This window comes from Kribbella deserti (genome assembly GCF_042434725.1).
Taxonomy (GTDB): Bacteria; Actinomycetota; Actinomycetes; order Propionibacteriales; family Kribbellaceae; genus Kribbella; species Kribbella deserti.
On sequence record NZ_JBHLTC010000002.1, the window covers coordinates 69,666 to 96,574 of the forward strand.

The window sequence follows — 26,909 nt, forward strand, 5'->3', positions numbered from 1 at the left end:
TATGGGCGGGTGAGTAAAGGCGAGGCCACCCGGACGGCGGTGCTGCGCGAGGCCATGGCGATGGCCAGCACGGTCGGTTTTCGCGGCCTGACCATCGGCACGCTGGCGGATCGCACCGGGATGTCCAAGAGCGGCCTGTTCGCGCACTTCCGCTCCAAGGAGCAACTCCAGGTCGCCGTGCTCGATGCCGGCGCCCACTACTTCGCCGACGTGGTGGTCCGGCCGGCCGTCAAGGTGCCGCGCGGTGAGCCCCGCCTGCGCGCGTTGTTCGATCGGCTGCTGCGGTGGGACACCGGAGATCTCTCCCTGCCGGGCGGCTGTTTGTTCATGAAGACCTCCGCCGAGCTCGATGACGACACACCCAGTGCGGTCCGGGACCGGCTGGTCGAGACCGAGCGTGACTACATCGACACGCTGGCGGCGGTTTTCCGCACCGGGGTCAGCGAGGGGCACTTCGCTGCGGACGCCGATCCCGAGCAGTTCGCCTTCGATCTGGAGGGGGTACTGCTCGCCCACCATCGGGCCAGCCGATTGCTGGCCGATCCCAAGGCCGAGGACCGGGCCCGCGCCGCCTTCGAGGCACTGCTCCAGGCCCGCCGGCCCTGACCCCCTGTCACTCTCTCATCCCCTGAAGATCCCCATCCTGAGGAGCGCGGACGTGAGTTCAAAGAAAAGCACGAACGGTCGGTTTATTCTCCTGCGAGCCACCTTCCGCGCCCTGGAGTACGCCGCGCCCAGCGTCGGCGCGCGAATGCTGGACCGGGCCTGGTTCCGCCTGCCGGTGGTGCCGGAACACGTGCAGCGGCTTCGCGTCGAGCTACCACCTGGGACGCCGGTCGAGGCCGCGCTGAACGGCCGGACCGTTCGCGGTACGGCGTGGGGCTCCGGGCCGACGGTCTACCTCTTCCACGGCTGGGGTGGCTGGGCCTTGCAGCTGGCCGCGTTCGTTCCGCCGCTGCTCGAGTCGGGATTCCGCGTCATCGCGTTCGACGTACCGAGCCATGGCGCGTCCGATCCCGGCGAGTTCGGGCCTGGTACCTCGACGATGCCGGAGTTCGCCGACGCCCTGCGCGCGATGATCGCCGCGCACGGTCCGGCGTACGGCGTGGTGGCGCACTCCTTCGGCGCGGCGGCCACCACGTTGGCGCTCGCGGAGGGGTTGAGCGCGCGGCGGGTCGTCTACCTTTCGGCCGCGACGGACTTCGCGACCGCGCTCGGCCACTTCCGGCGCATGCTCGGGTTCGGCCCGCGGATCGAGCGGCGGTTCAGGCGGCGGTTCATCCGGCGGATCGGGCGGCCGCTGGAGACGTTCGAGGTGGTCCGCATCATCGACGAGCTGGTGGAGGAGCGGGATCTGCCGTCGCTGCTGGCCATTCATGACCGCGGTGATGCCGAAACGCCGTACACGGGCTCCGAGCAGATCGCCAAGGTCTGGCCGGGCGCCCGGCTCGAGCTCACGGCAGGGCTCGGGCACAACCGGATCCTGCGCGACCCGCTCGTCGTCCTGTCGGTGACGGACTTCCTGTCCACGGATCAGGCGGTCGCGGCGGCGGCGGAGCCGGCCCGGGAGACAATGCCGGGGTGACGGAAAAGACCTCCAGCCGGTTGCCCGACTTCCCGTGGGACAAGCTCGTCCCCTACAAGGAGAAGGCGGCCGCTCATCCCGACGGCATCGTGGACCTCTCCATCGGCAGTCCGGTGGACCCGGTCCCGCCACTGATCCGGACAGCGCTGGCTGAGGCGGCCGACGCCCCGGCGTACCCGACCACTCTCGGGACGTCGGTGGCGCGGCAGGCGGCGGTGGACTGGATGACCCGGCGCCTCGGCGTACCCGGGGTGGACCCGCAGCGCGGCGTACTGCCCGTGATCGGTACCAAGGAGCTGATCATGTTGCTGCCGACGCTGCTCGGCGTTGGCGCGGGTGACACCGTTCTGATCCCTGACCTGGCCTACCCGACGTACGAGGCCGGTGCCGCGCTTGCCCGGGCGACGAGCCTCCCGGTGACTACGCCGATCGGGTACGACGCGGGGCCCGTGCGGATCGCGTACCTCAATTCGCCGCGCAACCCGAGTGGGGAGATCACCTCCGCCGAGGAACTCCGCCAGGCGGTGGAGTGGGCCCGGGCGAACGACGTCCTACTGGTGAGCGACGAGTGCTACGCCGAGTTCGGGTGGGACGCGAAGCCCGCGTCGGTCCTGCACCCGGACATCTGCGGCGGCAGCCACGCGAACCTGCTGGCGGTCCACTCGCTCTCGAAGCGCTCGAACCTGGCAGGCTACCGCGCGGGCTTTGTCGCCGGGGACGAGCAGGTGGTCACGGAACTGCTGGCGGTTCGTAAGCACGCCGGTTTGATGGTGCCCGCGCCGATTCAGGCCGCGATGGCCGTCGCGTTCGCCGATGACGAGCATGTCGAGGAGCAGCGCGGGCGATACCTGCGTCGCCGCGAGGTGCTGCGCGAGGCGCTCACCGCCGCAGGCTGGGTGATCAGCCTGTCGCAAGGCGGGCTGTACCTGTGGGCCACGCACCCGTCGTACGACGCCTACGGGTCGGTCGCGGCCCTGGCGGAACTGGGGATTTTGGTCGCGCCGGGCGTCTTCTACGGTGCCGCGGGAGAGCGGCACGTGCGGGTGGCGCTGACCGGGACCGACGAGCGCGTGGACGCGGCGGCAAAACGTTTGGCCGGTTGATCCAACCTCTGGGCCCTGGCGTGCGTCTATGGAGTAGGCGGGGTTTCGAAATGTCGCGAACGCGTGTGACATCTTGATGCCGGGGGAACGTCTGTGTAGGTGACAGGCGTGGAGCCGCATGGCTCCGGGGGAGAAGGGTCTGAGCATGCTCAGGAAAACGGCCGGTGTTGCCACCGTGCTCATCGTGTTGCTCGGGGGAGCGCCGGCTGCCGCCGGACCATTGACGGACGAGCCGGCACCATCGGTGACGCCTTCATCAACGGCTGGCTCAACGCCTGCGTCCACGCCTGTCGTGTCGCCCTCGCCGACAACCTCGCCAACACCGGAGCCGAGACCATCGCCGACGCCTTCGCCGACGCCTTCGCCGACGCCTGAGCCGTCGCCGGTTGAGCCTGTCGAGCCGGTGGACCCCGAGCCGACGGTCGAGCCGGTCGCGCTCGGGCTGACGCTCGACCAGCCCGCGGCCCAGTGGGAGGACCGGGCGGTGACGCTGCGCGGACGGTTGTCCAGCGGTGCGTCCGGCTGGTTCATCTCGCTCTGGCAGAACACCAGCTCCGGTTGGGTTTTGCGCGGTAGTACCCGTACCACCACCGGCGGCGCGTACAGCATCACCCGAAGCTGGCCAACGCCCGGACGGCCGACGCTCCAGGCGGCCGTCGGCGCGTCCCGGTCCGGCGCGCTCGCGTTGTCACCCGTTCGCTATGGCACGATCAGCAACCGCTCGATCGCATTGGTCCGACCTTCTCCGGCGTACGTCGCCCTCACCGGGGTCGCCGTCACCGGCAAGGTCACTCCGGCCGAGGCTGGGCGCAAGGTGGTGCTCGACTACTCGGCCGGTAGTACCTGGCGGGCGCTGCGCACCGTCAGTATCGATGCCAAGGGCAACTTCCGGGCCGCCGTGCCGGACAACTACCCGCGCCGGTGGACCGTGCGGGCCCGGACGGTCGAGTCCGCCGCCGAGTACTCGGGCGCGGCCAGTTTCGACGTGCGCGCCTACCTGAACCCGCGTGTTTCGACCATCACCGCGGCGGACATCCCGTCGACCTACCGTGCCGGTTGTCCGGTGGGCCCGTCGAAGCTGCGACGGCTGGTGCTCACGCACTGGGGATTCGACGGCCGCCTGCATCGCGGCGAGTTGATCCTGCGGGATGCCGCCGTGCAGAAGATGATCACGGTATGGAACGCCGGTCTGCTCGCGCACTTCCCGATTCGCCGCATGCAGCGGGTCGACGTGTTCGGCGGTAGCGACATCAAGGCGATGGAGGCCGACAACACCTCGGTCTTCAACTGCCGCCAGGTGACGGGCAATCCCTATGCGTTGTCGCCGCACAGCTACGGCTATGCCATCGACATCAACACGGTCGAGAACCCGTACCTCGCGTCCAACGGCGTCTGGTATCCGCAGAACGGCCTCACTTATCGCAACCGCGGTACGGCCCGTCCCGGCATGCTCTTCCGGGGGAGTACGCCCACCAAGGCGCTGCTGGCTCAGTCGTACGTGTGGGGCGCACTGTGGCGTAATCCCGACTACCAGCACTTCCAGCCATGATGAAGGCCGCGGGCGCTGTCGCCGTACTGCTGGCAGTTGTTGTCACTGGTTGTTCTGAGGAGCCGGCGGTATCGCCTTCGCCCTCGGCAACTCCTAGCGCCGCACCCTCGGCAACTCCCACTAACGCGGCGACGCCTCCGGACAAGCCTGAGCAGGCCACGGCACCTCCACCGGCTTCGGCGGGTCCGGTCAAGCCTGGGAACCTCCCGAAGCCCACGGCGCTTGGTAGTGGCTGGAAGACGTACGACGACCCGGGCGGCGCGGAAGTCGGATTCCAGGGCAACAAGACCTGGACCCGGCGGAGAGACCCGCACCAGGCGGCATTCGAGGCGCTGCCTATTGGGTGTTCTCAGCCGCTCCCGGACACGGCGATGCCTGTACCCGCTCATGCCCTGCAAGGCAGCTATCGCAACGCCAAAGGTGCCCCGGCGACCGCGTTGCTGCTGCGGTTCGGGAAGCCTGAACAGGCCGCCGCGTACTTCCAGGGCTACGGCCTGCGGATGCGCGCGTGCGGCAAGGGCCAACTCACGGTCCAGCCGCAGTGGGAAGAGCAGTCGGCCGCAGCTGCCATCCGTCGGTATGCCGGGGGCGAGTCGTTCATGGAGGTCTCCGTCGTCCAGGGCTCGTCCGTCGGCCTCTTGGCGAGTGCGACCGGGGAGGCCGCGGCAGACCTCGCGTGGAGCCGTCGAGCGGCCAAGGAATTAGCTGCTGTGATGGAGAAGTAGTCGAAGTTGTATTAACTTTCAGTTCTTGCTGCCTACACTGCGAACATGGCCGATTTCAGCAGCTACGGACCACTGACCGCCCAGCTCGATCCGCCGTTCGCGGTGGTCGATATGGCGGCCTTTCGCCGGAACGCGGACGATCTGGTCCGGCGCGCCGCAGGTACGCCGATCCGGGTGGCCGCCAAATCGGTGCGCTGCCGTTCCCTGCTGGCCGAGGCGCTGGCCCGGCCGGGCTTCCAGGGCGTGATGACGTATGCGCTGCCGGAGGCGATCTGGCTCGCCCGCAACGGTATCGACGACATCCTGATGGGCTATCCGACCGTGCACCGGGCCGCGCTGCGCGAGCTGGCGGCCGATCCCGAGGTCGCGGCCCGGATCACCCTGATGGTCGATGACCAGGAGCAGCTCGACCTGATCCGCTCGGCGGCTCCCGATGGTGCCCGGATCCGGGTATGCCTCGACGTGGATGCCTCGCTGCGACTGCTCGGGCAGCACCTCGGCGTGCGGCGATCTCCGTTGCGCACGCCGGCGCAGGTCCAGGCCCTCGCCCGGCTTGTTGCCCAGGACAACCGATTCGAGCTGGTCGGGGTGATGTTCTACGAGGCCCAGATCGCCGGCCTGCCCGACACCTCCCCGGCGGTGCGCTGGGTGAAGCGCCGGTCCGTCGCGGAACTGGCCGATCGGCGCGGCGCGGTCGTGGACGCCGTCAAGCAGATCGGTTCCGTCACGCTGGTCAACAGCGGCGGCAGTGGCAGCCTCGAGGTCAGCAGTGCGGACCCGGTGGTCACCGAGGTCACCGCTGGTTCCGGCCTGTTCGGCCCGACCCTCTTCGACCGGTACGACGTCTTCAAACCCGAGCCCGCCGTCGCCTTCGCCCTCAGCGTCGTACGTCGGCCGGGGCGTGGGTTCGCGACCATGTTCGGCGGCGGATACATCGCCAGCGGCGCCGCCGGCAAGAACCGGCTGCCCACGCCCAGCTGGCCGCTCGGTCTCAAGCTCGTCAACACCGAAGGCGCGGGTGAAGTGCAGACGCCGCTCCGCGGTGAGGCGGCCGACCGCCTGCGCATCGGCGATCGGGTCTGGATGCGTCACGCCAAGGCCGGCGAGATGTGCGAGCGGTTCAACACGTTGTACGCGATCGAGGACGGCGAACTGACTCCGCTGCCGACCTACCGGGGTGAAGGGAAGAACTTCGGGTGACGCGCTGGAGCAACTGGGCCGGGACCGAGACCGCCACCCCGGCCGAGGTGCTGACGCCCGGCTCGGTCGATGAACTGGCCTCTGCCGTGCGGGCCGCTGCCGCCTCGGGCAAGCGGTTGAAGGCCGTCGGCTCCGGTCATTCCTTCACCGGGTGCGCCGTACCGGCCGAGGTGATGGTCCGGCTGGACGGTCTGGCGTCGATCGAGGCGGCCGACCGCGCAACGGGCCGGGTCGTCGTCGGCGCGGGAACGCCCTTGCACAAGCTCAACCAGGGCCTCGCTGGGCTCGACCTGGCCATGGCCAACCTCGGCGATATCGATCAGCAGACTCTTGCGGGCGCGATCTCCACCGGCACGCACGGTACGGGCGCACGCCTCGGTGGTCTCGCCACGCAGGTTGTCGGCCTCAACCTGGTCACCGCGACCGGCGAGGTGGTGTCGTGCTCGGCTACGGAGGACCCGGACCTCTTCCACGCGGCCCGGATCTCGGTTGGCGCACTCGGCGTACTGGCCTCACTCACCTTGCAATGTGTACCGGCGTACCTGCTGCGCGCGCAGGAAGGCCCCATGCCGCTGGCGGCCGTGCTGGACCGATTCGATGAACTTGCCGAGGGCAACGACCACTTCGAGTTCTACTGGTTCCCGCACACCGCGCTCGCGCTGACGAAACGGAACAACCGGGTCGGGCCTGAGGTGGCCGCCAAGCCGGTGGGGCGGTTCCGCGGCTGGCTCGACGACGATCTGCTGTCGAACCGCGTCTTCGAACTGACGAACCGCCTCGGCGCGCTACGACCCAGCGTCGTACCGCGGATCAACGCGATCGCCTCCCGGGCCCTGACCGCCCGCGAGTACGTCGACGCGTCGTACCGGGTTTTCTGCACCGAACGGAACGTGCGCTTCAAGGAGTCCGAGTACGCCGTACCGCGGGCAGAACTCCCCGGGGTGGTACGCGAACTGCGGGCGTGGATCGACGCCTCCGGCGAGCACATCCCGTTTCCGATCGAGGTGCGGGTGGCCGCGCCGGATGACGTCTGGCTGTCGACCGCCTACGGCCGCGAGACGGCGTACGTCGCGATCCACCAGTACCACCGGCTGCCGCACGAGCGGTACTTCGCCGCCTTCGAAGCGATCGCCCGGGCCGTCGGTGGGCGTCCGCACTGGGGCAAGCTGCACACGCTCAAGGCGGACGACCTCGCTCGCAGCTACCCGCGGTTCGGGGACTTCCTGGCGGTGCGCGAACGGGTAGACCCGCAGCGGGTGTTCGCTAACGCCTACACCCGGCAGGTCTTCGGCGACTAACCTGCGGGCATGACACTGCAGCCGCTCGAACCGCTGGACGAGAACTGGGAACGCGCGCTTGCGATCGTCGCCCATCCCGACGATATGGAGTTCGGCGCGGCCGCCGCGATCGCCCGCTGGACCGGTCAGGGCAAGGAGATCGCCTACTGCATGGTGACCTCCGGCGAGGCCGGTATCGACGGTCTCGCGCCGGACGAGGCCCGGGTGGTTCGCGAGGCCGAGCAGATCGAGTCGGCCCGGATCGTCGGCGTGGACGTGGTCGAGTTCCTCGGTCTGCCCGACGGCATTCTGGAGTACGGCGTCGACCTGCGGCGCATCCTCGCGGGCGTGGTCCGGCGGCACCGTCCGGAGATCGTCATCACCGGGAACTTCCGCGACACCTTTCCGGGCGGATTCCTCAACCAGGCGGACCACATCGCGACCGGCCGCGCCGTACTGGATGCCGTTCGCGATGCCGGTAACCGCTGGATCTTCCCGGGCGAAGGTGGCGAGCCTTGGGGCGGCGTACGCCAGGTCTGGGCCGCGGGCTCACCCGAAGCCCGTCACGCCGTCGACACCACTGACACCTTCCAAGCCGGAGTGGACTCGCTCAAGGCGCACAAGGCCTACATCGACGGCCTGGGCTGGGAACACTTCGACCCGGCCGAGTTCCTCGAAGGCCTCTCGCGCCAGACCGGTACGGCGCTGGGCACAACCTTCGCCGCGCCCTTCGAGCTCTACAACCTCAGCTGGTCCTAGTGAACTTCCGACTCAGGACACTAGCCGCCCGTGGGCTTAGGCGGCGGCTCGGGTGCCGGTTGGTGGGCCTGGGGTGGTGGGAGTTGGCCGCGGGTGCCAGATCGCCAGGAGGGCCCGGTGGCTGGGGAGAGGGTGCGGGCGGCGGATCTCGACGCGGCGCAACGTGTGACGCGGCAGGTCGAACCGGGGCAGCAGTAGCCGGGCCTGCTGGATCGCCTCCTGCGGGCCCGGACTCTGCATGCGGAAGGTCAGTTCGACGAACCCCTCGGTGAAAACGAGAATCCCGCGCAGACGGCATCGGCCTGGCAGTTGGCGGCCGACCCGGCGCACGTGGGCAAGGCCGGAGGCTGAAACAGGCCAGCCGGTTCGTACCCGCACGACGACGTCGTACCGCGCCATCTTCCGATGATCCGGCCCGGCCTGTCCGACGTCCAGACGTCAGCGCCAACCGCTTCCGTCGTTGGAGCGGGTGTCACGCCTCCCGGGGGAGGTCGAGACGTGCTTGCAGATACGGCGGGGACGGCAGCGGGTTGCGTGGCTCGCGATCACCTGCCGTGCCGGGGTCGGTCGGGCCGGAAGGGCCTGACCAGGAACGAACGAGGGCACGGCCGTTCTTCCGGCTGAGTCGATGTACGTCGATCCGGCTGACCTGGCTCGCCGGAATACCCAGGACCGCCAACGAGCGCTGGGTGAGTTCGTGGGCGCGGTCGGACTTGCGGGCGTTGAGGCTGCGCTTGAGCACTACGGCGATCTCGCCGTTCGGCAGGGGCTCGACGCGCTCGAAGCGCATTCCCTCCTGCAGCGTGCGGCCCTTGAGGGTGAGGTCGATGGCGTCGGTCCGGGACAACTGCCGGCCGACCTGTGCGCGAGCGATGACTTCGTAGCGGGCCATGTATCGATCATCTGTCGGCGAGGGGCTGTTTTCCAGGTTTTCGCCGATCACCTGCAAGACTCTTTCCTGACGGGTCAGGTTCGCGCGGAGGAGGCGCCGCTCGTGGTGCAGGTTGACACTGGGAACGCCGATTGGCAGCCGCCATGGTGGCTGCGCGTTTTCGGTCCACTGATCTGGCTGTTGCTGTCGGCGCTGGCCTACGAGCGCCGCGGCTGGATAATCGCGATCGTGGTCGCGGTCCTGCTCGCGCCGCTCGGCGCACCCGTGTCCGCGCTACTGCGCTGGTCGAAGCAAAACCCGCAACTGGCCGGCATCTACTGCGGCCCACTCGCCTTCGCCGTACCGATCGTCACCACCCCACTGCCCATCTGGGTCTGTGCCGCCGTAGGCCTCGGCGGCGCCCTGATCGCCCTCTGGCTAGGCGCCACCCGCGGCTTCGCCCACGGCTAACCGCCCACCCCACCCGCTGCCCAGCCCACCCAGCCATCCGTCGCTTCACCCGCCCGCCGCCACCTCCGCACGCGCGGCCGGTCGTCACTTCCCACACGGCTGTTGGTCACTTCGGGCGGCCGGTGTGCCCACCGCTGCCTCTGGGCGTCAGTCGCGGCGTCGGGAGTGCGCACTCATCCCTGCGCCCTTTTGGTGGGCAGGGGAGAGCCGAGACGGGCCGACGAATGCGGAGAGGGTGCTAGCTGGGTTCGGGGGTAAGGCCGGCGCGGATGCCGAGGCGTTCCTGGGCGTGGTCGCGGACGGCCGGCGAGAGGATGTGGGTCCAGCGCGGCACCAGGTCGGCGAGGTAGCCGTGCAATTGCGGTTCGAGATCGGGCGCGTGGTCGAGCACGTCCAGCTCGTTCACGATGCTCAGGTCCGCGAAGTCCCGCAGCTCGTCATCGGTCAGCTCGTAGCTGGCGCCGGTGAACCGGTCCTGCACGGTTCGATGCTCGGCCAGCCCTGGCCAACTGGCCTCGCGGGCGCAGCATCCATAGCGATAGACGAGTTGTTCCGCCTCGGCACCGATCACCGAACTCAGCACCCCGCGCTCGGTCTGCCAGTCGAACAGGCTCGACGGGAATCCGTCGGTCCCGTAGGCCGCATGGGCCAGCGCCGCCAGCACAAGATCCTGGGAGGCGCCGAGGCCGGACAAGCGCCGCGCGACGCGGTGAAGGTGCACGAACAAAGTGCCGCCGGCATGCTCGAGGTCATCGGCGCCGCGCACTAATAGCAAGCCGTCAAGGTCTTCGACAGTGGTCATTTGCTGCCTCCGCGATCCGCCCGGGCAAACACCGAATGACGTCCGGGAAAACACCGTACGACGTGCGGAGGCGGCTCGCCCGGTGACTGTGAGTGTCGTCACCACATCACCGGGCGAACAAGCTCACCGCCTACTACTCGGCGAGGTCGGCGAGCGTCCTGCGCGCGGCCTCGAGCTCGGCCTCCAGTGCTGCCACGCGGGCGGCCTGCTGCTCGCGGGCGGCGTCGATGACCTCGTCGATCGGGCCGGACAGGTCCTCGTGCAGTTCCTTGGCCGCACGCGAAACGGCCGCGGCGGCGACGGCGAGACCACGGGCCAGGTAGCTGCTGCCCTGCTTCAGCTCGGCGGTCCACTCGCCATCGGCGGTGCCGGTGACGGTGAGCGTGAGCTCCATGGTCTTGGTCTTCTTGCCGGCGGTCGCGCGCTTCTTCGGCTTCTCCACGACCTCGGCGGTCGCCTCGGAGGCAGCGGGCTTCGGCTCAGCGGGCTGGGACGCACCGGCTTCGGACACGGGCGCGCTCTCCTGGGACTCCGGAGTGACCTGCGTGTCGCTGTCGGTGATACCGGGCTCTGCGGTGAGAGTGTCTACAGTCATGGTTGCGGCGAACTCCTCATACCTGCTTCGCCGCACGGGGAGCGACGAAGGCGCTGTGCTCACAGTAGAACACACGTTCGACTAAAAGCGAAATCAACGCCTCCGCCGCCTGGAAACACCCGTTCAACCCGAGCTGCCACCTGGCCGGCTGAATCAATGCCGGCCGAACGGATCCGGCCGGCTCAAAGCACTTCAGTCCGTCTGGTGCTCCTTGCGATCCCCGGCCCACTCCAGGTGGAAGCTGCCGTCGCGGTCGATTCGCCGGTACGTGTGCGCGCCGAAGAGATCGCGCAGGCCCTGGATCAGCGAGGCCGGCAGGCGCTCGGCGCGCAGGCCGTCGTAGTACGACAACGCGGCAGAGAAGCCCGGAGCCGGTACGCCGACCGTGGCCGCCGTAGCGACGACGCGGCGCCAGGAGTCCTGCGCCTCGCCGACGGCGTTCTTGAAGTAGTCGTCGACCAGTAGCGATGGCAGGTCCGCATCGCGGTCGTAGGCCTCCTTGATGCGATCGAGGAAGCTTGCGCGGATGATGCAGCCGGCTCGCCAGAGCTTGGAGACCTCGCCCAGGTCGATGTTCCACTCGTACTCGTCGCTGGCCGCGCGGATCGCGTCGAAGCCCTGTGCGTAGGCCACGAGCTTCGAGGCGTACAAGGCGTGCCGTACGTCGTCGATGAACTTGTCCCGGTCGACGTCGCTCGGAACGTCCTCCGGCCCGGGGAGCACACCACTGGCCGCCGTGCGGCGCTGAACGTCTCCCGACAGCGAACGGGCGAACACGGCCTCGGCCATGCCGCTGACGGGAATACCGAGGTCGAGGGCGCTCTGCACGGTCCAGCGGCCGGTGCCCTTCTGCTCGGCCTGATCCAGTACGACGTCCACGAACGGACCGCCGCTCGATTCGTCGACCTGGTCCAGTACCTCGGCGGTGATCTCGATCAGGAACGACTCCAGGTCGCCAGAGTTCCAGGTGCGGAAGACCTCGGCCAGTTCGGCGGGCTTGAGACCGAGGACCCGGCGGAGCAGGTCGTACGCCTCGGCGATCAGCTGCATGTCGGCGTACTCGATGCCGTTGTGCAGCATCTTCACGAAGTGGCCCGCGCCGTCGGGGCCGACGTGAGAGCAGCAGGCCTCGTCGCCGACGTGGGCGGCGATCTTGGTCAGCATCGGCTCGAGCGCCGCGTACGCCTCGGGCGAACCACCCGGCATGATGCTCGGCCCGAGCAGCGCGCCCTCTTCGCCACCGGAAACGCCGGCGCCGACGAAGTGCAGGCCCTTCTCGCGCAGCGCGTTCTCCCGGCGGCGGGTGTCGGCGAAGTGCGCATTGCCGGCGTCGACGACGATGTCACCCTCGTCCAGCAGCGGCACCAGCTCGTCGATGACAGCGTCGGTCGGCGCCCCGGCCTTGACCATGATGATGACCTTGCGCGGCGACTCCAGCGCGGCGACCAGTGCGGGCAGATCGGCCGCGGGCGTGAAGTCGCCCTCGTCGGCGAACTCCGCGATCAGCGCGTCGGTCTTGGCCTGGCTGCGGTTGTGCACGGCCACGCGGAACCCGTTGCGGGCGAGGTTCCGGGCCAGGTTGCGGCCCATCGTGGCCAGGCCGGTGACGGCGATCTGGGCTGGAGCGGCTGAGCTCATCAAGGTCTCCTGCGGGTGAGGGCTGAACGACGAACCAAACGATCACCAGTCTGCTGTTCAGACAAAGACGGACGTACAGCAGGGGGCAACCGCTCTCCGCTCAGCCTGATTCCCACGCGGGATAACCCGCTTCGGCCCGCTGCGAGAGTCCGCGAGCTGAGACGCACGCCAAAGTACAGTAATCCAGTTGAGATTATTGCCCAGTGAGACCGATGCTGACCGTGATCGCCGACCCCGCCGACCGCTGGATGACCCAGGCGGCCTGTATCGGCCAAGCCCCCGCGTACGACGAGACCGCCAGCGCCCGGCAGCAGCGCAAGGCCCGCGAGATCTGCTTGACCCAGTGCCCGGTGCTCGACCAGTGCCGCGACTGGGCCCGCCAAACCGCTTTCACCGGCACCGCTGCCGGCGAACGCTTCCTCAACGGCCGCCGCCGAGGCCACCCAAGCCGCCCAACCATCCCTGAAACCCGCCGCCCCGCCTAAAGCGGCAGATGCAGGTGAATGCCCGAAGGCCTGATCGGCCTTCGGGCACCCGAAGGTCCTACTTGACGGTGGTGCTCAAGGGCTTGGGGGTGGCGTTGGTCCAGCCGGATTCGAGGGCGAGGGATTCGCCGAATTTGAGGTTCTGGCTGTTCGCGCGGCTGGAAAGGAGGCGGCCGGTGGTGGGTTCGATGATGAGTTGGCGGAGGTCGCCGTTCTCGTTGACGGTGATGCCGGTGCCGGCGCGGCCGAGGCGGTCGTGGAGGCCGGGTTCGACCTTGAGGCCGGGCACGTTCGCGAGCATGCGGAAGGCGGCGGCGCGAACGGCGGGCGGCGCGGGCGTGGAGAACAGCAGGTTCTGGGTCATGCCCACGAGCCAGCCGGCGTCGGACACTCCGGCCGGCTTGGTCTTGAGGAAGAGCGCGCGCAGGGCGGCCGGATCGGTCGGCAGTTGGGCGATCTCCTCGGCGGTCTGGCCCTTGTCGCCGAGCAGGTAGTAGCGGCCGGAGCCGTCGGCCACACCGAATCGCGGCTTGCCCGGGCCCATCGTGATGATCACGTCGCGCGCTTCGGCGGTGTCGGCCGGACCGAGGTTCCACTGCTTCGGGGCGCCGTCGGCGAGCCACTTCTGGCGGTCCGCGGCCGTGGCGGGCTTCGCGCCGAGGTGGCGGTTGGAGTAGTACGACTTCTGGCCGGGTGCGCCGGTCCAGTCCTCGATCAGGGTTTGCTGCTCCAACCGGTACGACGCCTTGTCGGGGCCGACCCGCTGGGAGCGGAAGATGCTCAGCTGGCGGTTCCGGAAGTACTTGCCCGAGGTGGCCTGCATCTCGGCGTGCGTTGCCGCGGCGAGCAGCAGTTGGCCGCTGGTTTCAACCCGATCCGTCGTGATCACCGGTGCCGGTCCGGCCTGAGTGGGCGGTTCCGAGTCGGCCGGGTTCCCGCCGGACAGCAGCAGGGAACCGCCGAGTGCGCCGATCGCGACCGTGGCGGCGCCGGCGGTGAGCAGACCGCGGCGGTGCGCGGTCAGCCAGGTACGGCGAGGGGTGACGCGGGCCTCGCGAACCAGGTTCTGGAGATCACCGCGGGCGCCGCGAACCACGTCCGGAGAGGCGGGCTCAGGCGTGGGGGAGGCGGCGAGCAGATCGTTCAGTTCAGTCATCACAGGTCCTTCTGAGCAGAGTCGGCATCAGGGCCGGGAGCAGAGTCGGCGTCGTGGCCGAGGGAGTCGCGGATCACGCGGCGGGCGCGGGAGAGGCGGGAACAGACGGTGCCGTAGGCGATACCGAGTGCGGCCGCGGTCTCCTCGTAGGTCAGTTCGGCGAACGCGACCAGCAGCAGGACTTCGAGGTCCTTGGGTTTGACCCGGGCGAGCGCGTCGCTCAGGGGTTCGCTGGTCAGATGCGCGGTCACGTTCGCGGCGACGGGATCATCGTGGGCGCCGTCGGTGGGCGGCGGCCCGACCCGGGCGACGGCGCGACGGCCGCGGATCTGGTCGCGCTGGTAGCGCCGGATCAAGTTGGTGGCGATACCGAACAGCCAGCCGCGGGCGATGCCGTGCCGCCGGTCGAACCGGTGCCGCTGGCGGAACGCGATCAGGAATGTCTCGGCCGCGAGGTCGTCGGCGGCCTGCACGCCCAGCCGCCGTGCGACGTACGCGTGAATCGCCGCGAAGTGCCGGTCGAAGATCGGGGTGAAGCGGTCCGGGTCCCGCACCGAAGCCGTGATCGCCTCGGCGTCCGCGGCGGCCTCCTCGGCGCTGGCGGTGCCGGTGACCGGGGGATCGTCGATCAGGGTGGTCATCGAGCTCCTACCTCAGCCGTCGACGGGGCCCGAGGGTCCCGCGGCAGCGGCGCTACCGGACGGATCGATGCACACTTGCCCGCAGCGGCGCGGATCCTTCTCGACAGCCCAAACTAATTCCCGCCCGGCTCAACCTCGCCGGCCGGCAACCCCTGCCAACGGCTCAGGCGGCGAGCCAGGCGCCGTCGCGGAAGACGACCCGTCCGGCCAGTTCGTTCTCCTCGCGCCACGCGAGGATGCGATCCGGCCGGACCCGGAAGTAGAAGTACGGCGTACTCAGCGTCCGCGGGTCGAACCCGGTGCGCGCCGCGAAGGCGTCCCCAGTTGCGGCGTCGAGTTCCGCCGCCGGAATCGCCTCGGTGCTCCCATGGACCAGCACGACGTCCCGGGTCTGCCCGATCGCTAGGCGGACCTTGCCGTTGGCCAGGAGGTTCCGCCCGGCCGGAGTGGATCCGGCGGTCGAGAGCAGCAGCGTGCCGTCTTCCCACAGGTACGACAGTGGAGTCAGGTAGGGCACGTCGTCCCCGGCCGACGCTGTCGCGACCCAAGCATCCACCTCTTGCTGCAGCCTCTCGAGCGTGTCCTGGACGCGCTGCTTCAGATCGCGGGGCGGCGGGGTCATACGTCCTCCTAGTGTCGACTGCCAACACTAGAAGCGGCCTAGGCCAGCAGTTCGTCGGCCTGGCGGACCAACCAGTCGATCTCCAGTACGGCGCCCCACCGGCGTACCTCCGTGGCAATGCCGCGTGCAGCGGCTGGATCGCCCTCGTCCACGGTCAGCCGCGCCAGTAGGATCTGCTGGGCCAGTACGCCGAGTACGTGTCCGGCGGCCTGCCGTACTTCGGTCGACCGCTCCCATTGCGTCCGAGCCAGCTCCAGGTCTCCCGACATGTGCGCGTGGTCCCCAAGGTGCCGAAGCGCGAAGCCAACCAGTAGATCGTCTCCAGCCTTCTCCCCAAGCGCCAGGGCCTCGCTGTAGTAGGGGAAGGCCTTGGGTGAATCACCCCGCAGGTTGTCCTCAATGAGCCCGCAGTAGAACGAGACCGTTCCGGCACGTCGATCGTCTACGGCGGTCTGGCGCAGCTCAGCCGCCCTTGCGGCCAGCAGGTCGCCCGTGTCCGGCGTGCGCTCGTCGGGGTGGAACAGCGCGTCGAAGTAGTCATACCGGAGTTGGAGCAGGTCGAAGTCCCACTGGTCCTCCGCATCGACAAAACCGGCTAGTACGTCGAGTTTGGCCGGAGCGGTGTCTGTGCCCTGGAAGAAGTCCTGGTCGACAGCGAGTTCCGCCTGCGCTTTTGCGAGCTTCAGGCGTTCCGCGGAGTTTTCGGGCACAGCAGTCGCCAGAAGGTGTCGGGCCGCCTCCCACTGGCCACCGCGCAGCAAACCCTCCGCCGCCGTCGTGACCGTCTCCATGCCGAGCTTCGCCATCTCAGTGCCTCTCTTCGCGACGTGCCAGTGAACGAGGGCTTGAGGTTATTTCGATCTCGAAATATTTGACAACTAACCTTCAGGTGGTAAAAAGTACGGTCTATGAAGGACTTCGTGGACGATCACATCGAGCTGTGGCGCGATGAGCAGGCCGGTATCGATCCACGGGTCGAAGGCATCGCGGTCCGGATGCAGGTGCTGGTCCGCCACCTCGACCGGCGGCGCGAGGAGGCGCTCAAAGCCCACGAGCTGCCGCACTGGGGGTTCAAGACCCTGCACATGCTGCGCCGTGGCGGCTCGCCGTACCGGGCGACTCCGGGTGAGCTGGCCAGGCATCTCGGGTTGTCCCCGGCGACGCTGACGACCCGGCTCGACGCGATGGAGCGGGCGGGTTACCTACGCCGCGAGCACGATCGGGACGACCGCCGCCGGGTGCTCGTCACGCTCACCAAGGAAGGCCATGCCATCTGGGAACGCACCATCGAGGACCAGCAGCAGATCGAGCAGGACCTCATCCGCCAACTGCCGGCCAAAGATCAGGACCAGCTGAACAACTTGCTCCGGCGCTTGGTCCTCGCGACGGAGGGCTGACCTTTGGCGATGGCGTCGGCCAGCAAGGTGCTGACGGTCTCGCTCGCGCAGGTTCGGTTGGTGCCGATGCCGCCGGTGGGCCCGCGCTTGATCCAGCCCGCGACGTACGTGCCTGGCACGCCGGTCACCCGGCCCGCCTCGTTCGGGACCGTCGCGGTGGCATCGTCGAAGGGCAGTCCCGCGATCGGCCGACCGCGGAATCCGATCGCCCGCACCAGCAGGCCGGCCGGAATCTCCGCGCCATCGGCCAAGGCCAAGCCCTGAACGGCGTTCGTCCCCAGGACTCGTTCCGGCACGGACCCGAAGCGCAGTACCAGCCGTCGACCCGGCTCGGGCGGTTGCGACCAGTCGATCTCGTCGCGAACCACTCCGCGCAGTAGTCCGGCCTTACCCGCGCCGGCCTCGATCGCCGTACCGATAGACGGGTGGTGATCGTCGACCACTAGGTCCACTCCAGCGAGTTGACGCATCGCCAGCAACTCAGACGGGGTGTACGCCGCATGCTCGGGTCCACGCCGTCCCAGCAGTGCAACCTCGCGTACGGCGCCTAGCGCGCCTAGAGCCTGCAAGGCGGCCGGCGCGATGCTCGTACCGGCAAGGGCGGCTGGATCGCTCAGGAGGATTCGGGCGATGTCCAACGCGACGTTGCCCGTGCCAACCACCAGAACGCGCTCGCTGTCGCAGGTGATCGGGACGGCCTCGGGATGATCGTTGTACCAGGCCACCATCTCGCTGGCCCCAACACTTCCGGGCAGTTCTTCGCCCGGAATGCCTAACCGGCGATCGGTGGTAGCCCCGACGGCGTAAACGACTGCATCGTGGTCAGAGGCCAGCTGTGCGTGACTAACGTCCTTGCCGACTTCCGTGTTCAGCATGAGCCGAGCCCGCGGGTGCCGGTACAACCTCTCGAAGGTCTCACCGATCCTCTTGGTAGACAGGTGATCCGGCGCCACCCCATAGCGGATCAACCCGCCACCAAGTGGCAAGCGGTCTACCAGCGTCACCCGGGCATTCGTACGCAACAGCAGGTCTTCAGCCGCGTACATCCCCGCTGGACCGGTACCAACAACCGCCACCCGCAAGGGCGCGAAATCCGCCGGCAAGTTCCGGTCGAACGACGGCGGGCCCCACGTGTGGAAGGTAGGCCCAGGCGCTGCAGGTACCACCGGCTTGTCCTCGTAGTACGACGCGTTGATCTCCGCGTACGACGCTTGAGCCGCGGGAAGTTCTTCCACCGGGAAGATCGCGTCAACCGGGCAAGCGTCCGCACAGGCTCCACAGTCGATACAAGCCCGTGGATCGACGTACAGCAGATCGGTCTTGCCGAAGTCCGGTTCGTCCGGCGTTGGGTGGATGCAGTTGACCGGGCAGACCGAGACGCAGGCGGCATCGCTGCAGCACGTCTGAGTGATCGCGAAAGTCATCTAGATCAGGTTCGCGCGCTGGTAGATCCGGATGGCGGGCCGCGTGAGCAGGCCGACCGAGCCGAGGAAGTCCATCAGCCCGGCGCAACTCGATCGCATCAAGGCCTTGTGGTGTTCGTTCGCCCGGGCCTCGCGGATCGCCCGGCGGGCGTCGAGACCGACGTTCGCGTAGACCTGGTCGCTGACCATGCTGGTGACGATGAAGTATGAGGCGGCGGCCACCACGAAGGCGCTGGCGCGACGTCGCGACGGGCTGGCCGTCTGCAACCGCTCGCGAGCCTCGTCACGGGCGAACTTCATATGCCGGGATTCCTCCACGACGTGGATGTTGTTGACCGTGCGGATGAACGGTGCCACCCGTTCGTCACGCATCCAGTCGCGCTGCATCACGTCGAGCACCTCCTCCGCGACCAGGATCGAGGCGTACGCCGATTCGCCGTACGCGAGTGTCTTGAAGGCGCGGCCCAGTTCGAGCACGGTCCGGGTCGGCCGGTACGGCGGCGTGCCGAGCTTCGCGCAGGTCCGGGCGAACATGATCGAGTGCCGGCATTCGTCGGCGATCTCGGTCAGCGCCCACTGGAAATCCGCCTCCGCCGGGGGAGTCCGGTAGATGTCGCGCAACAGCATCTGCTGCAGGATCATCTCGAACCAGATGCCCGTACTGGCGACCGAGGCAGACTCGTGCCGGGTCAGCTCGCGCTGTTGCGCAGGCGACATCTCGGCCCAGTAGGCAGTGCCGTAGAGGGTGGACCACTCGGGACTCATGCCGAAGTGATCTGGATCCACCGGGGTGTCCCAGTCGACCTCCACCAGCGGGTCGTACGACAGTTGGGCGGCCGAGTCGAGCAATCGCCGGGCCACCGCCTGCTCAGTGCTGGACATACCTGCCTCCTTGACCGGATATCCGCCACTCGTCATGTGACATCAAGAATGTAACATGAATCGGGCGCTGAGTGCCGAGCCGATGTGCCCATGCGACGCTGGGACGGGGCAGTATTGAGGTGCACAGGTTTTGCCTCGACCTCTTGGAAAGGACCTCTTGCCCAGCAACATCGTCCGGACCCTTGGCAATCTCGGCGCGGACGCGCTGAGCCTGATCCGGGCGTTCCACCCGATGGTGGTGTGCTTCGCCGGAGCGCTGGCCGGTACGGCGCTCGTCTTCGACGCGCTCTACGTGCTGGGCGGAACCGGGCTCGGCCTGGCCGCGCTCTACACCCTGCCCTTGCTGGCGGGCCTGATCGGCTGCCTGATCGCGGGCGCCGACGACATGGACCTGAGTGGGCCGGTGCTGTGGTGGACGGTCGCCACCACGTTGGCCGGCGGTCTGACCAACATCAGTCTGGTGATGATGCTGGGCGCGATGTGGCGAACCGGCCCGGGTGATTGGGCCGCTGGTGGTCAGGCCGTGCTGATGAGTGCGGTCAGCGTGCCGGTCATCGCGCTGAACCTCGCGGTGATCCGCGAACTCGCGCACACCCTCGGTCTCACCCTGCGCACGAAACTCCCGGCTCCGAAGCCGCGCAAGCCTCCAGTTGAGGCTGCGCCGCGGAAGCCCGGACTGTACGAACAGTTGCCGGGGGAGAGGGCGGTCAAGCGCGACCGGCCCCAGCAGGTAAAGGAAAGCGCGCCCGCGCCGATCGAGGCCGAGTCGACTCTTGCCGTGCTCGACTCCACCCGCTGGCGGGCTGTGTCTTCCAAGGAGGCGGCAGATCCGGTGGCGCCGGCCGCCAAGGACGCGACCCCGGTGCGTGACGTCTATCCGGTCGAGCCCCGGCCGGTGACCTCCACCGGCGAGACCGGTCACGGCGGGCGTCGCGTCGCCGCCAGCCGCCGCACGATCGCGTCGCCGCGAAACTCCCCCCGTCCGGGCCGTCGCCCCGGCCAGCCTCGCCCCGACGCCGACTAACAGTGGTGAGGCGAGTGCATCTCCCCCACTTGCCCGAGTCTCCCCACCCACACCCCTGCTCGTCCATCCACCGCCCGCGCCGTCGCACGTCTTTATGCCCGCCTGCGCCTCGCTCGCCTGGCCGCCCCGCCTATCCGCCCCGCCTATCCCGGACGTCCGCCTACCCGGCGCAGACCGCTGGCTCGGCGCGTCGTTGCCTTGTACCTAGTGTCCTGAGTCGGAAGTTCGTGCACATCTCCGGCGCCCAGGCACGCACCTCGCGGCGTTGGAGAAACGGCCACGATGCTAGAGCATCGCGACCGCTTCTCCGCCTTGCGATGCACGCACCTGGACACCGGAGCTGAAGCACGAACTTCCGACTCAGGACACTAGCCCTTCTTGGTGAGCCTGCTGGACACTTCTGCGACCGAAAAAATGTCCAGCAGACTCACCAAGACGATCCAGCAGGCCGGATGCGCGGGTCGCCGCGCCTAGCCGCCGCGGCCTAGGTTCGCGGTCCGGGCAAGGGGAAACCAAGGCCTAGCAGGGGTAACCGCTTCCTGGCAGGGGATGTAACCCCTGCTCAGACACCGTTTGAGGCGCTCGGCCCTCACAACGTGTCCCCAGTCCAGCGGCCCGTCGCACCAGCCGGAACGCCGCAAGGCGGCGCAGTACATCCGATCCCGACCTGCCCGTCTCCCGCGAGTAGCCGCGTGCACACGCGACCACTCACGCACACCGCCGTCGACGGCCTACCGCGCACGAACCGCCGTCGACGGCCTATCGCGCACGAACCGGCGTCGACGGGCTACGGCGCGTGGACGGGCGTGGGCGGGCGCGTACGGGCTACCGCGCGTGGGCGGGCGGGGACTTGGTGCGCGAATATGCACGGCGCCGTCGTGCGGGCCGGCCGATCACGTCTGACCACCCTCCCGGTTGTCGCCGGTGGGCCTCCATAGGAGCGTCACCAGCCCGCGCGCACCCCCGCGCTGCTCGCCCCTGCCTGCAGGCACGCAGTCGCGCCCGTCGTGCTGGCCGACAGTGGCTCGCGTTGCGGTTCAGTTGCCGGAAGCAAGTGGCGCCGGGCGAATTGGCGAGAAGGTGATCTTCACTCTTGTTAGTCACCGGGTGCGCGTCTATGATCCCGCAAAGCCCCGGAATTACCCATTCCGTTTCACCGCCCATCGTCGAAGCGCTTCGATCGATATTCGACAATCGGGCCCAGGCTGTTCTTCTGCCTGGGCTCGTGCGTTTCCGCCCCCATGAGCAGGAAGTGAGCCAAGAGATATGGCTGCGAAATCAGGAAAGATCAGGGCACTGCTGTCGGCCGCCGCGCTGACAATCGCCGTAGCCGTGCCTGGTATGGCGAATCAGGCGTCGGCCGCCCCCACGGCAGCGGCGAACGCCGCGCAGATCGTGGCCAACTTGGGCGCCGGCTGGAACCTCGGCAACTCCCTCGAGGCCAACTCGAACGGATATCCCAGCGAAACCGCCTGGAACAACCCGACCGTCACGCAAGCGCTCATTGACAAGGTGAAAGCGTCCGGATTCAAATCGATCCGGATCCCGGTCTCCTATTTGCGTCATATCGGCGCCGGGCCGAACTACACGATCAATTCCGCCTGGTTGAACCGGATTCAGCAGGTCGTCGACTATGCGTACCATCGCGGTCTGTACGTGATGATCAACATGCACGGCGACGGCTACAAGTCCATTCCCTACGCCTGGCTGATCTGTGACGCGGCAGATCAGAACACGATCAAGGCCAAGTACCAGAAGGTCTGGCAGCAGATCGCCACCCGGTTCCAGAACTACGACCAGCGCCTGATTCTCGAGTCGATGAACGAGAACTTCGACGGACAGTACGGCCGCCCGACCCAGCCGTGCTACTCGAACATCAACGCCTACAACCAGATCTTCGTGGACACCGTCCGGAGGGCCGGTGGGCAGAACAGTTCGCGCTGGCTCCTCGTTCCCGGCTGGAACACGAACATCGACTACACCGCCGGGAACTACGGCTTCGTGGTGCCGACGGACCAGTACCGATCGCCCAGCATTCCCAGTAATGAGCGCCGCATCATGATCTCCGTTCACTACTACAGCCCGTGGGACTTCGCCGGCGAGGAGAACGGCAACATCACGCAGTGGGGGCGCGGGGCAACCAACCCGGCGAAGAAGTCGACCTGGGGCCAGGAGGACTACCTGGATTCGCAGCTGAAGCTGATGTATGACCGGTTTGTTGTCCAGGGCTACCCGGTGGTCGTCGGCGAATACGGCTCGATCGACAAGACCTTCGCCGATTCGTCGAACAACCGGTACCGCGCCGACTTCGCGCGGGCCGTCACCGCCACCGCCAAGAAGTACGGCGCGGCAACCGTCTACTGGGACAACGGCGTCAACGGCCAGTACGGCTTCGGCCTCTTCAACCGCGGCTCCAACACCGTGACCCAGCAGGGCATCATCACTGCCATCCGCAGCGGGTCCGGTACATAACAGCCTCAAACCAAGCAGTCCGGGGCCGGCTAGCCGTCGGCCCTGGGCTGCCTACAGGCCGCGGGAGACCTGGTTGGGGGACGTTTCGGCCGGTAGGTGGCGGAGCAGTTCTTCCAAGCGGCGGACGAGCGACTCCTCGCAGCCGGCTTGATGGCCTGCGTGGATGTGCAGCAGGGCGGTGGAGAGTTCGCTCTCCGAGACCTGGAGTCGCTCGCCCCACTGAGCCAGTACCGCCGCGGCTTGCTCGAGGGAGAGATCGAACCACTCCATCAGCACGCCGGTGGCCGGCCCGAACATCACATCGGGTCTGGAAACCTGGATTGTCATGGCTGCGGATCGCCTTCGTGGTCCTGACCGGCGCCGGGCTGTATTCCTAACCCACCGGACAGATTCGTCCGGTTCAAGTACCCACTTCAAACCGCCGTAAGCCCAGGTTTGACCACCTCGCCGAGGGTTACCAAGATCGCCACTACCCGGAGTGCGGACCCGCTCGCTGAGCGGCTTCGGCAAGCAGCACATCGCGAAAGCCGGGCGTACGCGCCCGAGCGTCCCTTGGCCGGATAGGCCGGTGCCATCACCGCCTTCGCCGGGTACTGCGGAGCCCCTGGTCACGGCGGCACGCCTCACCGGCAAGAAGCCCCCGAGCGGGTCGCGCCGTGCCCAATGCCACGTCCAGTACGGTTGCGAAGACCTCCGTGACCAGTCCGCACCCAGTTGGCCGAAGGCCCTGACGACGAGTCGTAAGACCCGGCAGGTCAGCGGAGGGTGCGGGCGAGGCGTAGGCCTACGTCGTCGATGCGGTAGGTCGGGTGGCTGCGGCGGCGTACCGAGGCGCGGCAGCTCCAGTGCTCGTCGAACCAGCCGCCGCCTCGCAGCACCCGGTAGTTGCCGTAGGCCACGGGATCGTAGAGGTCCCAGCACCATTCCCAGACGTTGCCGAGCATGTCGTAAAGGCCCCAGGCGTTCGGTTCCTTGCCGCCGACCTCGTGGAGCCGCTCCTGCGAATTGCCGCGATACCAGGCGATCTCGTCGAGGGCGCCGTACCGCGGACCGGTCGTGCCGGCGCGGCAGGCGTGTTCCCACTCGGCCTCGGTGGGAAGGCGATAGCCGTCGGAGGTTTCGTTCCACTCGGCTGATTCGCCGTCGAGGTGATACGCGGGCGTGAGGCCCGAGCGCTCGGACAACGTGTTGCAGAACCGAACCGCGTCGAGCCAGGAAATCCCCTCGACCGGTAGGCGATCGCCCGTCGCCGTACTTGGTCGTTGCCCGGTTAGCTCGGCATAGAAGGCCTGGGTGACCGGGACCGCGGCTAGCTCGTACGGCGCGAGGCCGACGGGCCAGCGGCGTTGCGTCCGCCGATCCGCCAACAGCACCACACCGGGCGGAACAGCGAGCATCGCGGGTCCCGCTTCAGCGTCCATAGACCTCTGACCCTATCCGCGCAGGTCGTGCTCGCCGCACGGTGTCCATCGTTGGAAGTGATGGGACCACTGCACGGTGGTCGAATAGGTCCCGGTAAAGGTTGACCTTCAGTGCTCGTACTGCCCATTCTCTGAGCAGTTGAGCGCATGGAGGTTGGCAATGTCAGCTGTACGACGAACGATGACCGCGCTGGTTCTAGCCCTCTGTGCCGTGGCCCTGCCCACCGGCCCTTCGGCGGCCGGAGCACAAGCGGCCAACGCAGAAAGTGCCCAAGCCCGAACCGAAGCGCGAATCGTAGATGTGCGGGCGAGCGTAGTGCCCGCCTTGCGCGAGTGGACCGCGGCATCCGGCAGCTACGAGTTCGGACCCGCGAGCCGGATCGCGATCGGTTCCAGCGCGCTCAGCACCGCGGCCGGTACTCTCGCCACCGACCTCCAGGCGCTGCTTGGCACGCGCCCGCAGGTCCTCGTTGGCGCACCCGCCGCGGGCGACATCCAGCTGATTTTGGGCGACCCGGACGCCGCTTTGGCAACGCAGGGCTATCGGCTGACCAGCGGCCCCGCGCTGACAGTTGCGGCACGGACGGAAACCGGAGTCTTCCACGGCACCCGCAGCGTGCTGCAACTGTTGCGCCAGGCAACCACCATTCCAGCCGGCACAGGTCGCGACTGGCCGGCACATCCCGAGCGCGGCATTCTGATCGACAACAAGCCCCGGCACTTTTCGGTCGCCTGGTTCACGAACCTGATCAAAGACCTGTCCTACCTCAAGCTGAACGAATTGATGTTGTTCGGCTGGAAGCTCACCGACGCCGAGATCAGCCAGCTCAATCAGGTCGCCCGGGCTTACCACGTCCACATCACCCCGCTGCTGGGTATGCCGTCGTGGACCGAGGAAACGTTGATCGCCGAGCGGCCCGACCTCGCGCTGGACCTAGGTGGGCCGACGCCGGTCAATGCCGCGTTCGACTTCACCAAGCCGGGTGCGCTGGACTACGCCAAGCAGTGGATCGAGCGGTACATCGACAAGTTCGACGGCCCCTACTGGCACACCGGCGCGGACGAGTTCCTCGGCTATCCGGGCGACGTGACGGCCTGGAACCGCTATCCCCAGTTCGCCGCATTCGCGCGCGCGAAGACCGGCAATCCCGGCGCGACCGGTCCAGACGCGTACAAGTGGTTCATCAACTGGGTCAACGACATCGTCAAGGCACACGGCAAAATCACCCGGGTCTGGAACGACGGACTCGAGGCCACCAACGTCGTACAGCTGAACACGGACATCGTCATCGAGCACTGGGTGACACCAGGCGGGCGAACGCCGGTCACGCCGCAGCAGTTCGCTGAAGCCGGACATCAGGTCTACAACTTCAACAGCGAGTACCTGTACTACGACAACGGCTGGCGGCACATCGATCCGGCGATCGTCTACAACGAGTTCACCGTCGACCATTTCGCCGGCGACGACGTGTACGTCACCGGACCGGCCAAGGCCAAGCTGCAAGGCGCGCGCTTCGCGGTCTGGAACGACGGCCTGGTCGAGAGCAACGAGGAGATCGCGGCGAACCTGTTCGCGCCGTTGCGTTCGCTCGCCCAGGTCGTCTGGGGTACGCCGAAATCCGCCGCGAACTACCAGGGGTTCGAACCGCTGGTCAGAGCTCTCGGCCGCGCGCCTGGTTGGCAGTCCACGGGTGGTGACGTGACCGGTGATCCCGTCGCGCTGCGGGACAAGTCAGGCCGCCTGACCTGGTTCGCCCGAACTGCCTCGGGTCAACTGCGGCACGGCTGGCAGCACCAGCCTGGTGGCGACTGGACCGAGCAGGCGATCCTTGCCTCCGGCATCGAAGGGAAACCGGCGGTACTCACTCAAGGCGAAGCCCTCACCTACATCGCCCGCAAGACGAACGGCGACTTGATCGCGGCCGATCAAGTCGGGCCTGGGTCCTTCACCACGCCGACCACCATCGGCGCCGGGGCGGTCAGCGATCCGGTGACCTCAGCCGACGGATCGTCGTACGTCGTGCTGAAGGCGGGTGGCGCCTTGCACCACGGGCGGCGAACCGCCACCGGCTGGACCTCGACGGTGGTGGCCAACGGCATCGTTTCGGTTCCGGCCACGGCGGTGGACACCGGCGGGCGGCTCGCCATCGCGGCCCGGACCTCCGCCGGTGGACTGCTGATCGCGCGGCAGACGTCCACGGGGTGGCGGACCAGCACGGTACTGACGGGTGTGGCCGGTGATCCCGCGTTGATCCGGGCCGCCAACGGCGCCTTGTCGTACTTCGCCCGAACGGCCACTGGCGGACTCGAACACGGCACGGAAACGAGCACCGGCTGGTCGGCTCCGGTCCACCTGGCCGACGGCGTCAGCGGGAATCCGAAGGCGATCGAGGATCTCAACGACCGCATGACGTACTTCGTCCGGCTCGGCAGCGGCGAACTGCTGCACGGATGGCAGCGAGATCCCGGCCGGGGCCCCTGGCACTCCGCCGTACTGGCCGACCGTGTCGCGGGTGATCCGGCATTGTCCGAGGACGCCGCGCTCAAGCTGACGTACTTCGTCACCGGCGTGAACGGCGAGCTGATCCACGGTTGGCAGGACTCCGCGGGCAACGGGCCGTGGCATCGCGACGAGCTGTGGAACAACATCGCCGGTACGCCGGTCCCGGTGCTGGACATCAGTGGTACGCAGACGTACTTCGCCACCGCGTCGTACGGCCATCTCCTGCATGGCTGGGAGAACGCCGTCGGCCACACCGGCGATGACTGGTCACGGGAAGTTCTCGTCGGCCGCCTCGACCGCTGATCCC

28 protein-coding genes are annotated in these 26,909 nt (G+C 68.0%); 15 read left to right on the plus strand and 13 right to left on the minus strand.

What is annotated here, in order from left to right; translation table 11 throughout:
• Nucleotides 1–9: 9 nt before the first annotated feature.
• The 9 genes from ACFFGN_RS03070 (at nucleotide 10) to ACFFGN_RS03110 (ending at nucleotide 8,198) form a co-directional block, all read left to right on the plus strand.
• Nucleotides 10–606 carry a TetR/AcrR family transcriptional regulator gene (locus tag ACFFGN_RS03070; RefSeq protein ID WP_380043715.1) on the plus strand — a complete coding sequence of 199 codons (597 nt, stop codon included), beginning with the start codon at nucleotides 10–12 and terminating at the stop codon, nucleotides 604–606.
• 52 nt (nucleotides 607–658) lie between these two features.
• Nucleotides 659–1,585: an alpha/beta fold hydrolase gene (locus tag ACFFGN_RS03075; RefSeq protein WP_380043716.1), complete on the plus strand. Its 927-nt coding sequence runs from the start codon at nucleotides 659–661 to the stop codon at nucleotides 1,583–1,585.
• Complete coding sequence (gene dapC, locus ACFFGN_RS03080) at nucleotides 1,582–2,688, plus strand: succinyldiaminopimelate transaminase (RefSeq protein WP_380043717.1); 1,107 nt, start codon at nucleotides 1,582–1,584, stop codon at nucleotides 2,686–2,688. The genes ACFFGN_RS03075 and dapC overlap by 4 nt, the downstream gene beginning before the upstream one ends.
• Before the next feature lie 108 nt (nucleotides 2,689–2,796).
• Nucleotides 2,797–3,063: a hypothetical protein gene (locus ACFFGN_RS03085; protein WP_380043718.1), complete on the plus strand. Its 267-nt coding sequence runs from the start codon at nucleotides 2,797–2,799 to the stop codon at nucleotides 3,061–3,063.
• Nucleotides 3,064–3,091: 28 nt separating this feature from the next.
• A complete protein-coding gene (locus ACFFGN_RS03090) occupies nucleotides 3,092–4,237 on the plus strand; it encodes a M15 family metallopeptidase (RefSeq protein ID WP_380043719.1) in 1,146 nt (381 codons plus the stop codon).
• The gene (locus ACFFGN_RS03095) at nucleotides 4,234–4,962 is read left to right on the plus strand and encodes a hypothetical protein (protein WP_380043720.1); all 729 of its coding nucleotides are present in this window, start codon (nucleotides 4,234–4,236) and stop codon (nucleotides 4,960–4,962) included. The genes ACFFGN_RS03090 and ACFFGN_RS03095 overlap by 4 nt, the downstream gene beginning before the upstream one ends.
• A 45-nt stretch (nucleotides 4,963–5,007) precedes the next feature.
• Nucleotides 5,008–6,162 (plus strand): amino acid deaminase/aldolase, encoded by a 1,155-nt coding sequence (locus tag ACFFGN_RS03100; RefSeq protein WP_380043721.1) that lies wholly within the window; start codon nucleotides 5,008–5,010, stop codon nucleotides 6,160–6,162.
• A complete protein-coding gene (locus tag ACFFGN_RS03105; RefSeq protein ID WP_380043722.1) occupies nucleotides 6,159–7,460 on the plus strand; it encodes a D-arabinono-1,4-lactone oxidase in 1,302 nt (433 codons plus the stop codon). The genes ACFFGN_RS03100 and ACFFGN_RS03105 overlap by 4 nt, the downstream gene beginning before the upstream one ends.
• A 9-nt stretch (nucleotides 7,461–7,469) precedes the next feature.
• On the plus strand, nucleotides 7,470–8,198 hold the full coding sequence (locus ACFFGN_RS03110; protein WP_380043723.1) for a PIG-L deacetylase family protein: 729 nt from the start codon (nucleotides 7,470–7,472) through the stop codon (nucleotides 8,196–8,198).
• Nucleotides 8,199–8,234: 36 nt separating this feature from the next.
• Here ACFFGN_RS03110 and ACFFGN_RS03115 read toward each other — a convergent pair whose 3' ends face one another.
• Together ACFFGN_RS03115 and ACFFGN_RS03120 are read right to left on the minus strand one after the other, a co-directional pair.
• Nucleotides 8,235–8,597 carry a hypothetical protein gene (locus tag ACFFGN_RS03115; RefSeq protein ID WP_380043724.1) on the minus strand — a complete coding sequence of 121 codons (363 nt, stop codon included), beginning with the start codon at nucleotides 8,595–8,597 and terminating at the stop codon, nucleotides 8,235–8,237.
• Between the two features lie 73 nt (nucleotides 8,598–8,670).
• Entirely contained in the window at nucleotides 8,671–9,090 is a 420-nt protein-coding gene (locus ACFFGN_RS03120) for a hypothetical protein (RefSeq protein ID WP_380043725.1), read from the minus strand.
• Between the two features lie 102 nt (nucleotides 9,091–9,192).
• Here ACFFGN_RS03120 and ACFFGN_RS03125 point away from each other — a divergent pair, with 102 nt between their 5' ends.
• Nucleotides 9,193–9,540, plus strand: coding sequence for a hypothetical protein (locus ACFFGN_RS03125; protein WP_380043726.1), 348 nt, complete (start codon nucleotides 9,193–9,195; stop codon nucleotides 9,538–9,540).
• Nucleotides 9,541–9,778: 238 nt separating this feature from the next.
• On the opposite strand, the gene ACFFGN_RS03130 is transcribed toward ACFFGN_RS03125, so the two are convergent.
• The 3 genes from ACFFGN_RS03130 to gnd all read right to left on the minus strand — a co-directional run bounded on the left by ACFFGN_RS03130 (nucleotide 9,779) and on the right by gnd (nucleotide 12,575).
• Nucleotides 9,779–10,342 (minus strand): DUF6817 domain-containing protein, encoded by a 564-nt coding sequence (locus ACFFGN_RS03130; protein WP_380043728.1) that lies wholly within the window; start codon nucleotides 10,340–10,342, stop codon nucleotides 9,779–9,781.
• A 133-nt stretch (nucleotides 10,343–10,475) separates the two neighbouring features.
• Entirely contained in the window at nucleotides 10,476–10,937 is a 462-nt protein-coding gene (locus ACFFGN_RS03135) for a DUF6319 family protein (RefSeq protein ID WP_380043729.1), read from the minus strand.
• 192 nt (nucleotides 10,938–11,129) lie between these two features.
• On the minus strand, nucleotides 11,130–12,575 hold the full coding sequence (gnd, locus tag ACFFGN_RS03140) for an NADP-dependent phosphogluconate dehydrogenase (protein ID WP_380043730.1): 1,446 nt from the start codon (nucleotides 12,573–12,575) through the stop codon (nucleotides 11,130–11,132).
• Between the two features lie 212 nt (nucleotides 12,576–12,787).
• Here gnd and ACFFGN_RS03145 point away from each other — a divergent pair, with 212 nt between their 5' ends.
• Nucleotides 12,788–13,060, plus strand: a complete 273-nt coding sequence (locus tag ACFFGN_RS03145) for a WhiB family transcriptional regulator (RefSeq protein WP_380043883.1) — start codon at nucleotides 12,788–12,790, stop codon at nucleotides 13,058–13,060.
• Nucleotides 13,061–13,118: 58 nt separating this feature from the next.
• Here the strand turns inward: ACFFGN_RS03145 and ACFFGN_RS03150 are convergent, their stop codons facing one another.
• The 4 genes from ACFFGN_RS03150 to ACFFGN_RS03165 form a co-directional block, all read right to left on the minus strand.
• Nucleotides 13,119–14,216: a CU044_5270 family protein gene (locus ACFFGN_RS03150; protein ID WP_380043731.1), complete on the minus strand. Its 1,098-nt coding sequence runs from the start codon at nucleotides 14,214–14,216 to the stop codon at nucleotides 13,119–13,121.
• Nucleotides 14,216–14,857 (minus strand): RNA polymerase sigma factor, encoded by a 642-nt coding sequence (locus ACFFGN_RS03155; RefSeq protein ID WP_380043732.1) that lies wholly within the window; start codon nucleotides 14,855–14,857, stop codon nucleotides 14,216–14,218. The genes ACFFGN_RS03150 and ACFFGN_RS03155 overlap by 1 nt, the downstream gene beginning before the upstream one ends.
• Nucleotides 14,858–15,020: 163 nt before the next feature.
• The gene (locus tag ACFFGN_RS03160; RefSeq protein WP_380043733.1) at nucleotides 15,021–15,479 is read right to left on the minus strand and encodes a pyridoxamine 5'-phosphate oxidase family protein; all 459 of its coding nucleotides are present in this window, start codon (nucleotides 15,477–15,479) and stop codon (nucleotides 15,021–15,023) included.
• A gap of 38 nt (nucleotides 15,480–15,517) precedes the next feature.
• On the minus strand, nucleotides 15,518–16,285 hold the full coding sequence (locus ACFFGN_RS03165) for a hypothetical protein (protein WP_380043734.1): 768 nt from the start codon (nucleotides 16,283–16,285) through the stop codon (nucleotides 15,518–15,520).
• 102 nt (nucleotides 16,286–16,387) lie between these two features.
• Here ACFFGN_RS03165 and ACFFGN_RS03170 point away from each other — a divergent pair, with 102 nt between their 5' ends.
• Nucleotides 16,388–16,876 (plus strand): MarR family winged helix-turn-helix transcriptional regulator, encoded by a 489-nt coding sequence (locus ACFFGN_RS03170; protein WP_380043735.1) that lies wholly within the window; start codon nucleotides 16,388–16,390, stop codon nucleotides 16,874–16,876.
• Here ACFFGN_RS03170 and ACFFGN_RS03175 read toward each other — a convergent pair.
• Together ACFFGN_RS03175 and ACFFGN_RS03180 are read right to left on the minus strand one after the other, a co-directional pair.
• Nucleotides 16,822–18,300, minus strand: coding sequence for an FAD-dependent oxidoreductase (locus ACFFGN_RS03175; protein WP_380043736.1), 1,479 nt, complete (start codon nucleotides 18,298–18,300; stop codon nucleotides 16,822–16,824). The genes ACFFGN_RS03170 and ACFFGN_RS03175 overlap by 55 nt on opposite strands.
• A complete protein-coding gene (locus tag ACFFGN_RS03180; protein ID WP_380043737.1) occupies nucleotides 18,301–19,182 on the minus strand; it encodes an AurF N-oxygenase family protein in 882 nt (293 codons plus the stop codon).
• Between the two features lie 157 nt (nucleotides 19,183–19,339).
• On the opposite strand from ACFFGN_RS03180, the gene ACFFGN_RS03185 reads away from it, so the two are divergent.
• Together ACFFGN_RS03185 and ACFFGN_RS03190 are read left to right on the plus strand one after the other, a co-directional pair.
• On the plus strand, nucleotides 19,340–20,206 hold the full coding sequence (locus tag ACFFGN_RS03185; protein ID WP_380043738.1) for a DUF2231 domain-containing protein: 867 nt from the start codon (nucleotides 19,340–19,342) through the stop codon (nucleotides 20,204–20,206).
• 1,266 nt (nucleotides 20,207–21,472) lie between these two features.
• Nucleotides 21,473–22,678 carry a glycoside hydrolase family 5 protein gene (locus tag ACFFGN_RS03190; protein ID WP_380043739.1) on the plus strand — a complete coding sequence of 402 codons (1,206 nt, stop codon included), beginning with the start codon at nucleotides 21,473–21,475 and terminating at the stop codon, nucleotides 22,676–22,678.
• Nucleotides 22,679–22,729: 51 nt separating this feature from the next.
• Here the strand turns inward: ACFFGN_RS03190 and ACFFGN_RS03195 are convergent, their stop codons facing one another.
• Together ACFFGN_RS03195 and ACFFGN_RS03200 are read right to left on the minus strand one after the other, a co-directional pair.
• On the minus strand, nucleotides 22,730–23,005 hold the full coding sequence (locus tag ACFFGN_RS03195; protein ID WP_380043740.1) for a hypothetical protein: 276 nt from the start codon (nucleotides 23,003–23,005) through the stop codon (nucleotides 22,730–22,732).
• A gap of 428 nt (nucleotides 23,006–23,433) precedes the next feature.
• Nucleotides 23,434–24,099 carry a formylglycine-generating enzyme family protein gene (locus ACFFGN_RS03200; RefSeq protein WP_380043741.1) on the minus strand — a complete coding sequence of 222 codons (666 nt, stop codon included), beginning with the start codon at nucleotides 24,097–24,099 and terminating at the stop codon, nucleotides 23,434–23,436.
• A gap of 301 nt (nucleotides 24,100–24,400) precedes the next feature.
• Between ACFFGN_RS03200 and ACFFGN_RS03205 the strand changes: the two genes are divergently transcribed.
• Nucleotides 24,401–26,905: a DUF8189 domain-containing protein gene (locus ACFFGN_RS03205; protein WP_380043742.1), complete on the plus strand. Its 2,505-nt coding sequence runs from the start codon at nucleotides 24,401–24,403 to the stop codon at nucleotides 26,903–26,905.
• Nucleotides 26,906–26,909: the final 4 nt, after the last annotated feature.

Bases quoted from the DNA above. Each gene is read 5' to 3' on its own strand.
- ACFFGN_RS03120 (WP_380043725.1), bottom strand. From the start codon at position 9,090: ATGGCCCGCTACGAAGTCATCGCTCGCGCACAGGTCGGCCGGCAGTTG.
- ACFFGN_RS03180 (WP_380043737.1), bottom strand. From the start codon at position 19,182: ATGTCCAGCACTGAGCAGGCGGTGGCCCGGCGATTGCTCGACTCGGCC.
- ACFFGN_RS03190 (WP_380043739.1), top strand. From the start codon at position 21,473: ATGGCTGCGAAATCAGGAAAGATCAGGGCACTGCTGTCGGCCGCCGCG.
- ACFFGN_RS03095 (WP_380043720.1), top strand. From the start codon at position 4,234: ATGATGAAGGCCGCGGGCGCTGTCGCCGTACTGCTGGCAGTTGTTGTC.
- gnd (WP_380043730.1), bottom strand. From the start codon at position 12,575: ATGAGCTCAGCCGCTCCAGCCCAGATCGCCGTCACCGGCCTGGCCACG.
- ACFFGN_RS03170 (WP_380043735.1), top strand. From the start codon at position 16,388: ATGAAGGACTTCGTGGACGATCACATCGAGCTGTGGCGCGATGAGCAG.
- ACFFGN_RS03100 (WP_380043721.1), top strand. From the start codon at position 5,008: ATGGCCGATTTCAGCAGCTACGGACCACTGACCGCCCAGCTCGATCCG.
- ACFFGN_RS03115 (WP_380043724.1), bottom strand. From the start codon at position 8,597: ATGGCGCGGTACGACGTCGTCGTGCGGGTACGAACCGGCTGGCCTGTT.
- ACFFGN_RS03200 (WP_380043741.1), bottom strand. From the start codon at position 24,099: ATGGACGCTGAAGCGGGACCCGCGATGCTCGCTGTTCCGCCCGGTGTG.
- ACFFGN_RS03145 (WP_380043883.1), top strand. From the start codon at position 12,788: ATGCTGACCGTGATCGCCGACCCCGCCGACCGCTGGATGACCCAGGCG.
- ACFFGN_RS03195 (WP_380043740.1), bottom strand. From the start codon at position 23,005: ATGACAATCCAGGTTTCCAGACCCGATGTGATGTTCGGGCCGGCCACC.
- ACFFGN_RS03110 (WP_380043723.1), top strand. From the start codon at position 7,470: ATGACACTGCAGCCGCTCGAACCGCTGGACGAGAACTGGGAACGCGCG.
- ACFFGN_RS03150 (WP_380043731.1), bottom strand. From the start codon at position 14,216: ATGACTGAACTGAACGATCTGCTCGCCGCCTCCCCCACGCCTGAGCCC.
- ACFFGN_RS03130 (WP_380043728.1), bottom strand. From the start codon at position 10,342: ATGACCACTGTCGAAGACCTTGACGGCTTGCTATTAGTGCGCGGCGCC.
- ACFFGN_RS03160 (WP_380043733.1), bottom strand. From the start codon at position 15,479: ATGACCCCGCCGCCCCGCGATCTGAAGCAGCGCGTCCAGGACACGCTC.
- ACFFGN_RS03175 (WP_380043736.1), bottom strand. From the start codon at position 18,300: ATGACTTTCGCGATCACTCAGACGTGCTGCAGCGATGCCGCCTGCGTC.
- ACFFGN_RS03165 (WP_380043734.1), bottom strand. From the start codon at position 16,285: ATGGCGAAGCTCGGCATGGAGACGGTCACGACGGCGGCGGAGGGTTTG.
- ACFFGN_RS03135 (WP_380043729.1), bottom strand. From the start codon at position 10,937: ATGACTGTAGACACTCTCACCGCAGAGCCCGGTATCACCGACAGCGAC.
- ACFFGN_RS03155 (WP_380043732.1), bottom strand. From the start codon at position 14,857: ATGACCACCCTGATCGACGATCCCCCGGTCACCGGCACCGCCAGCGCC.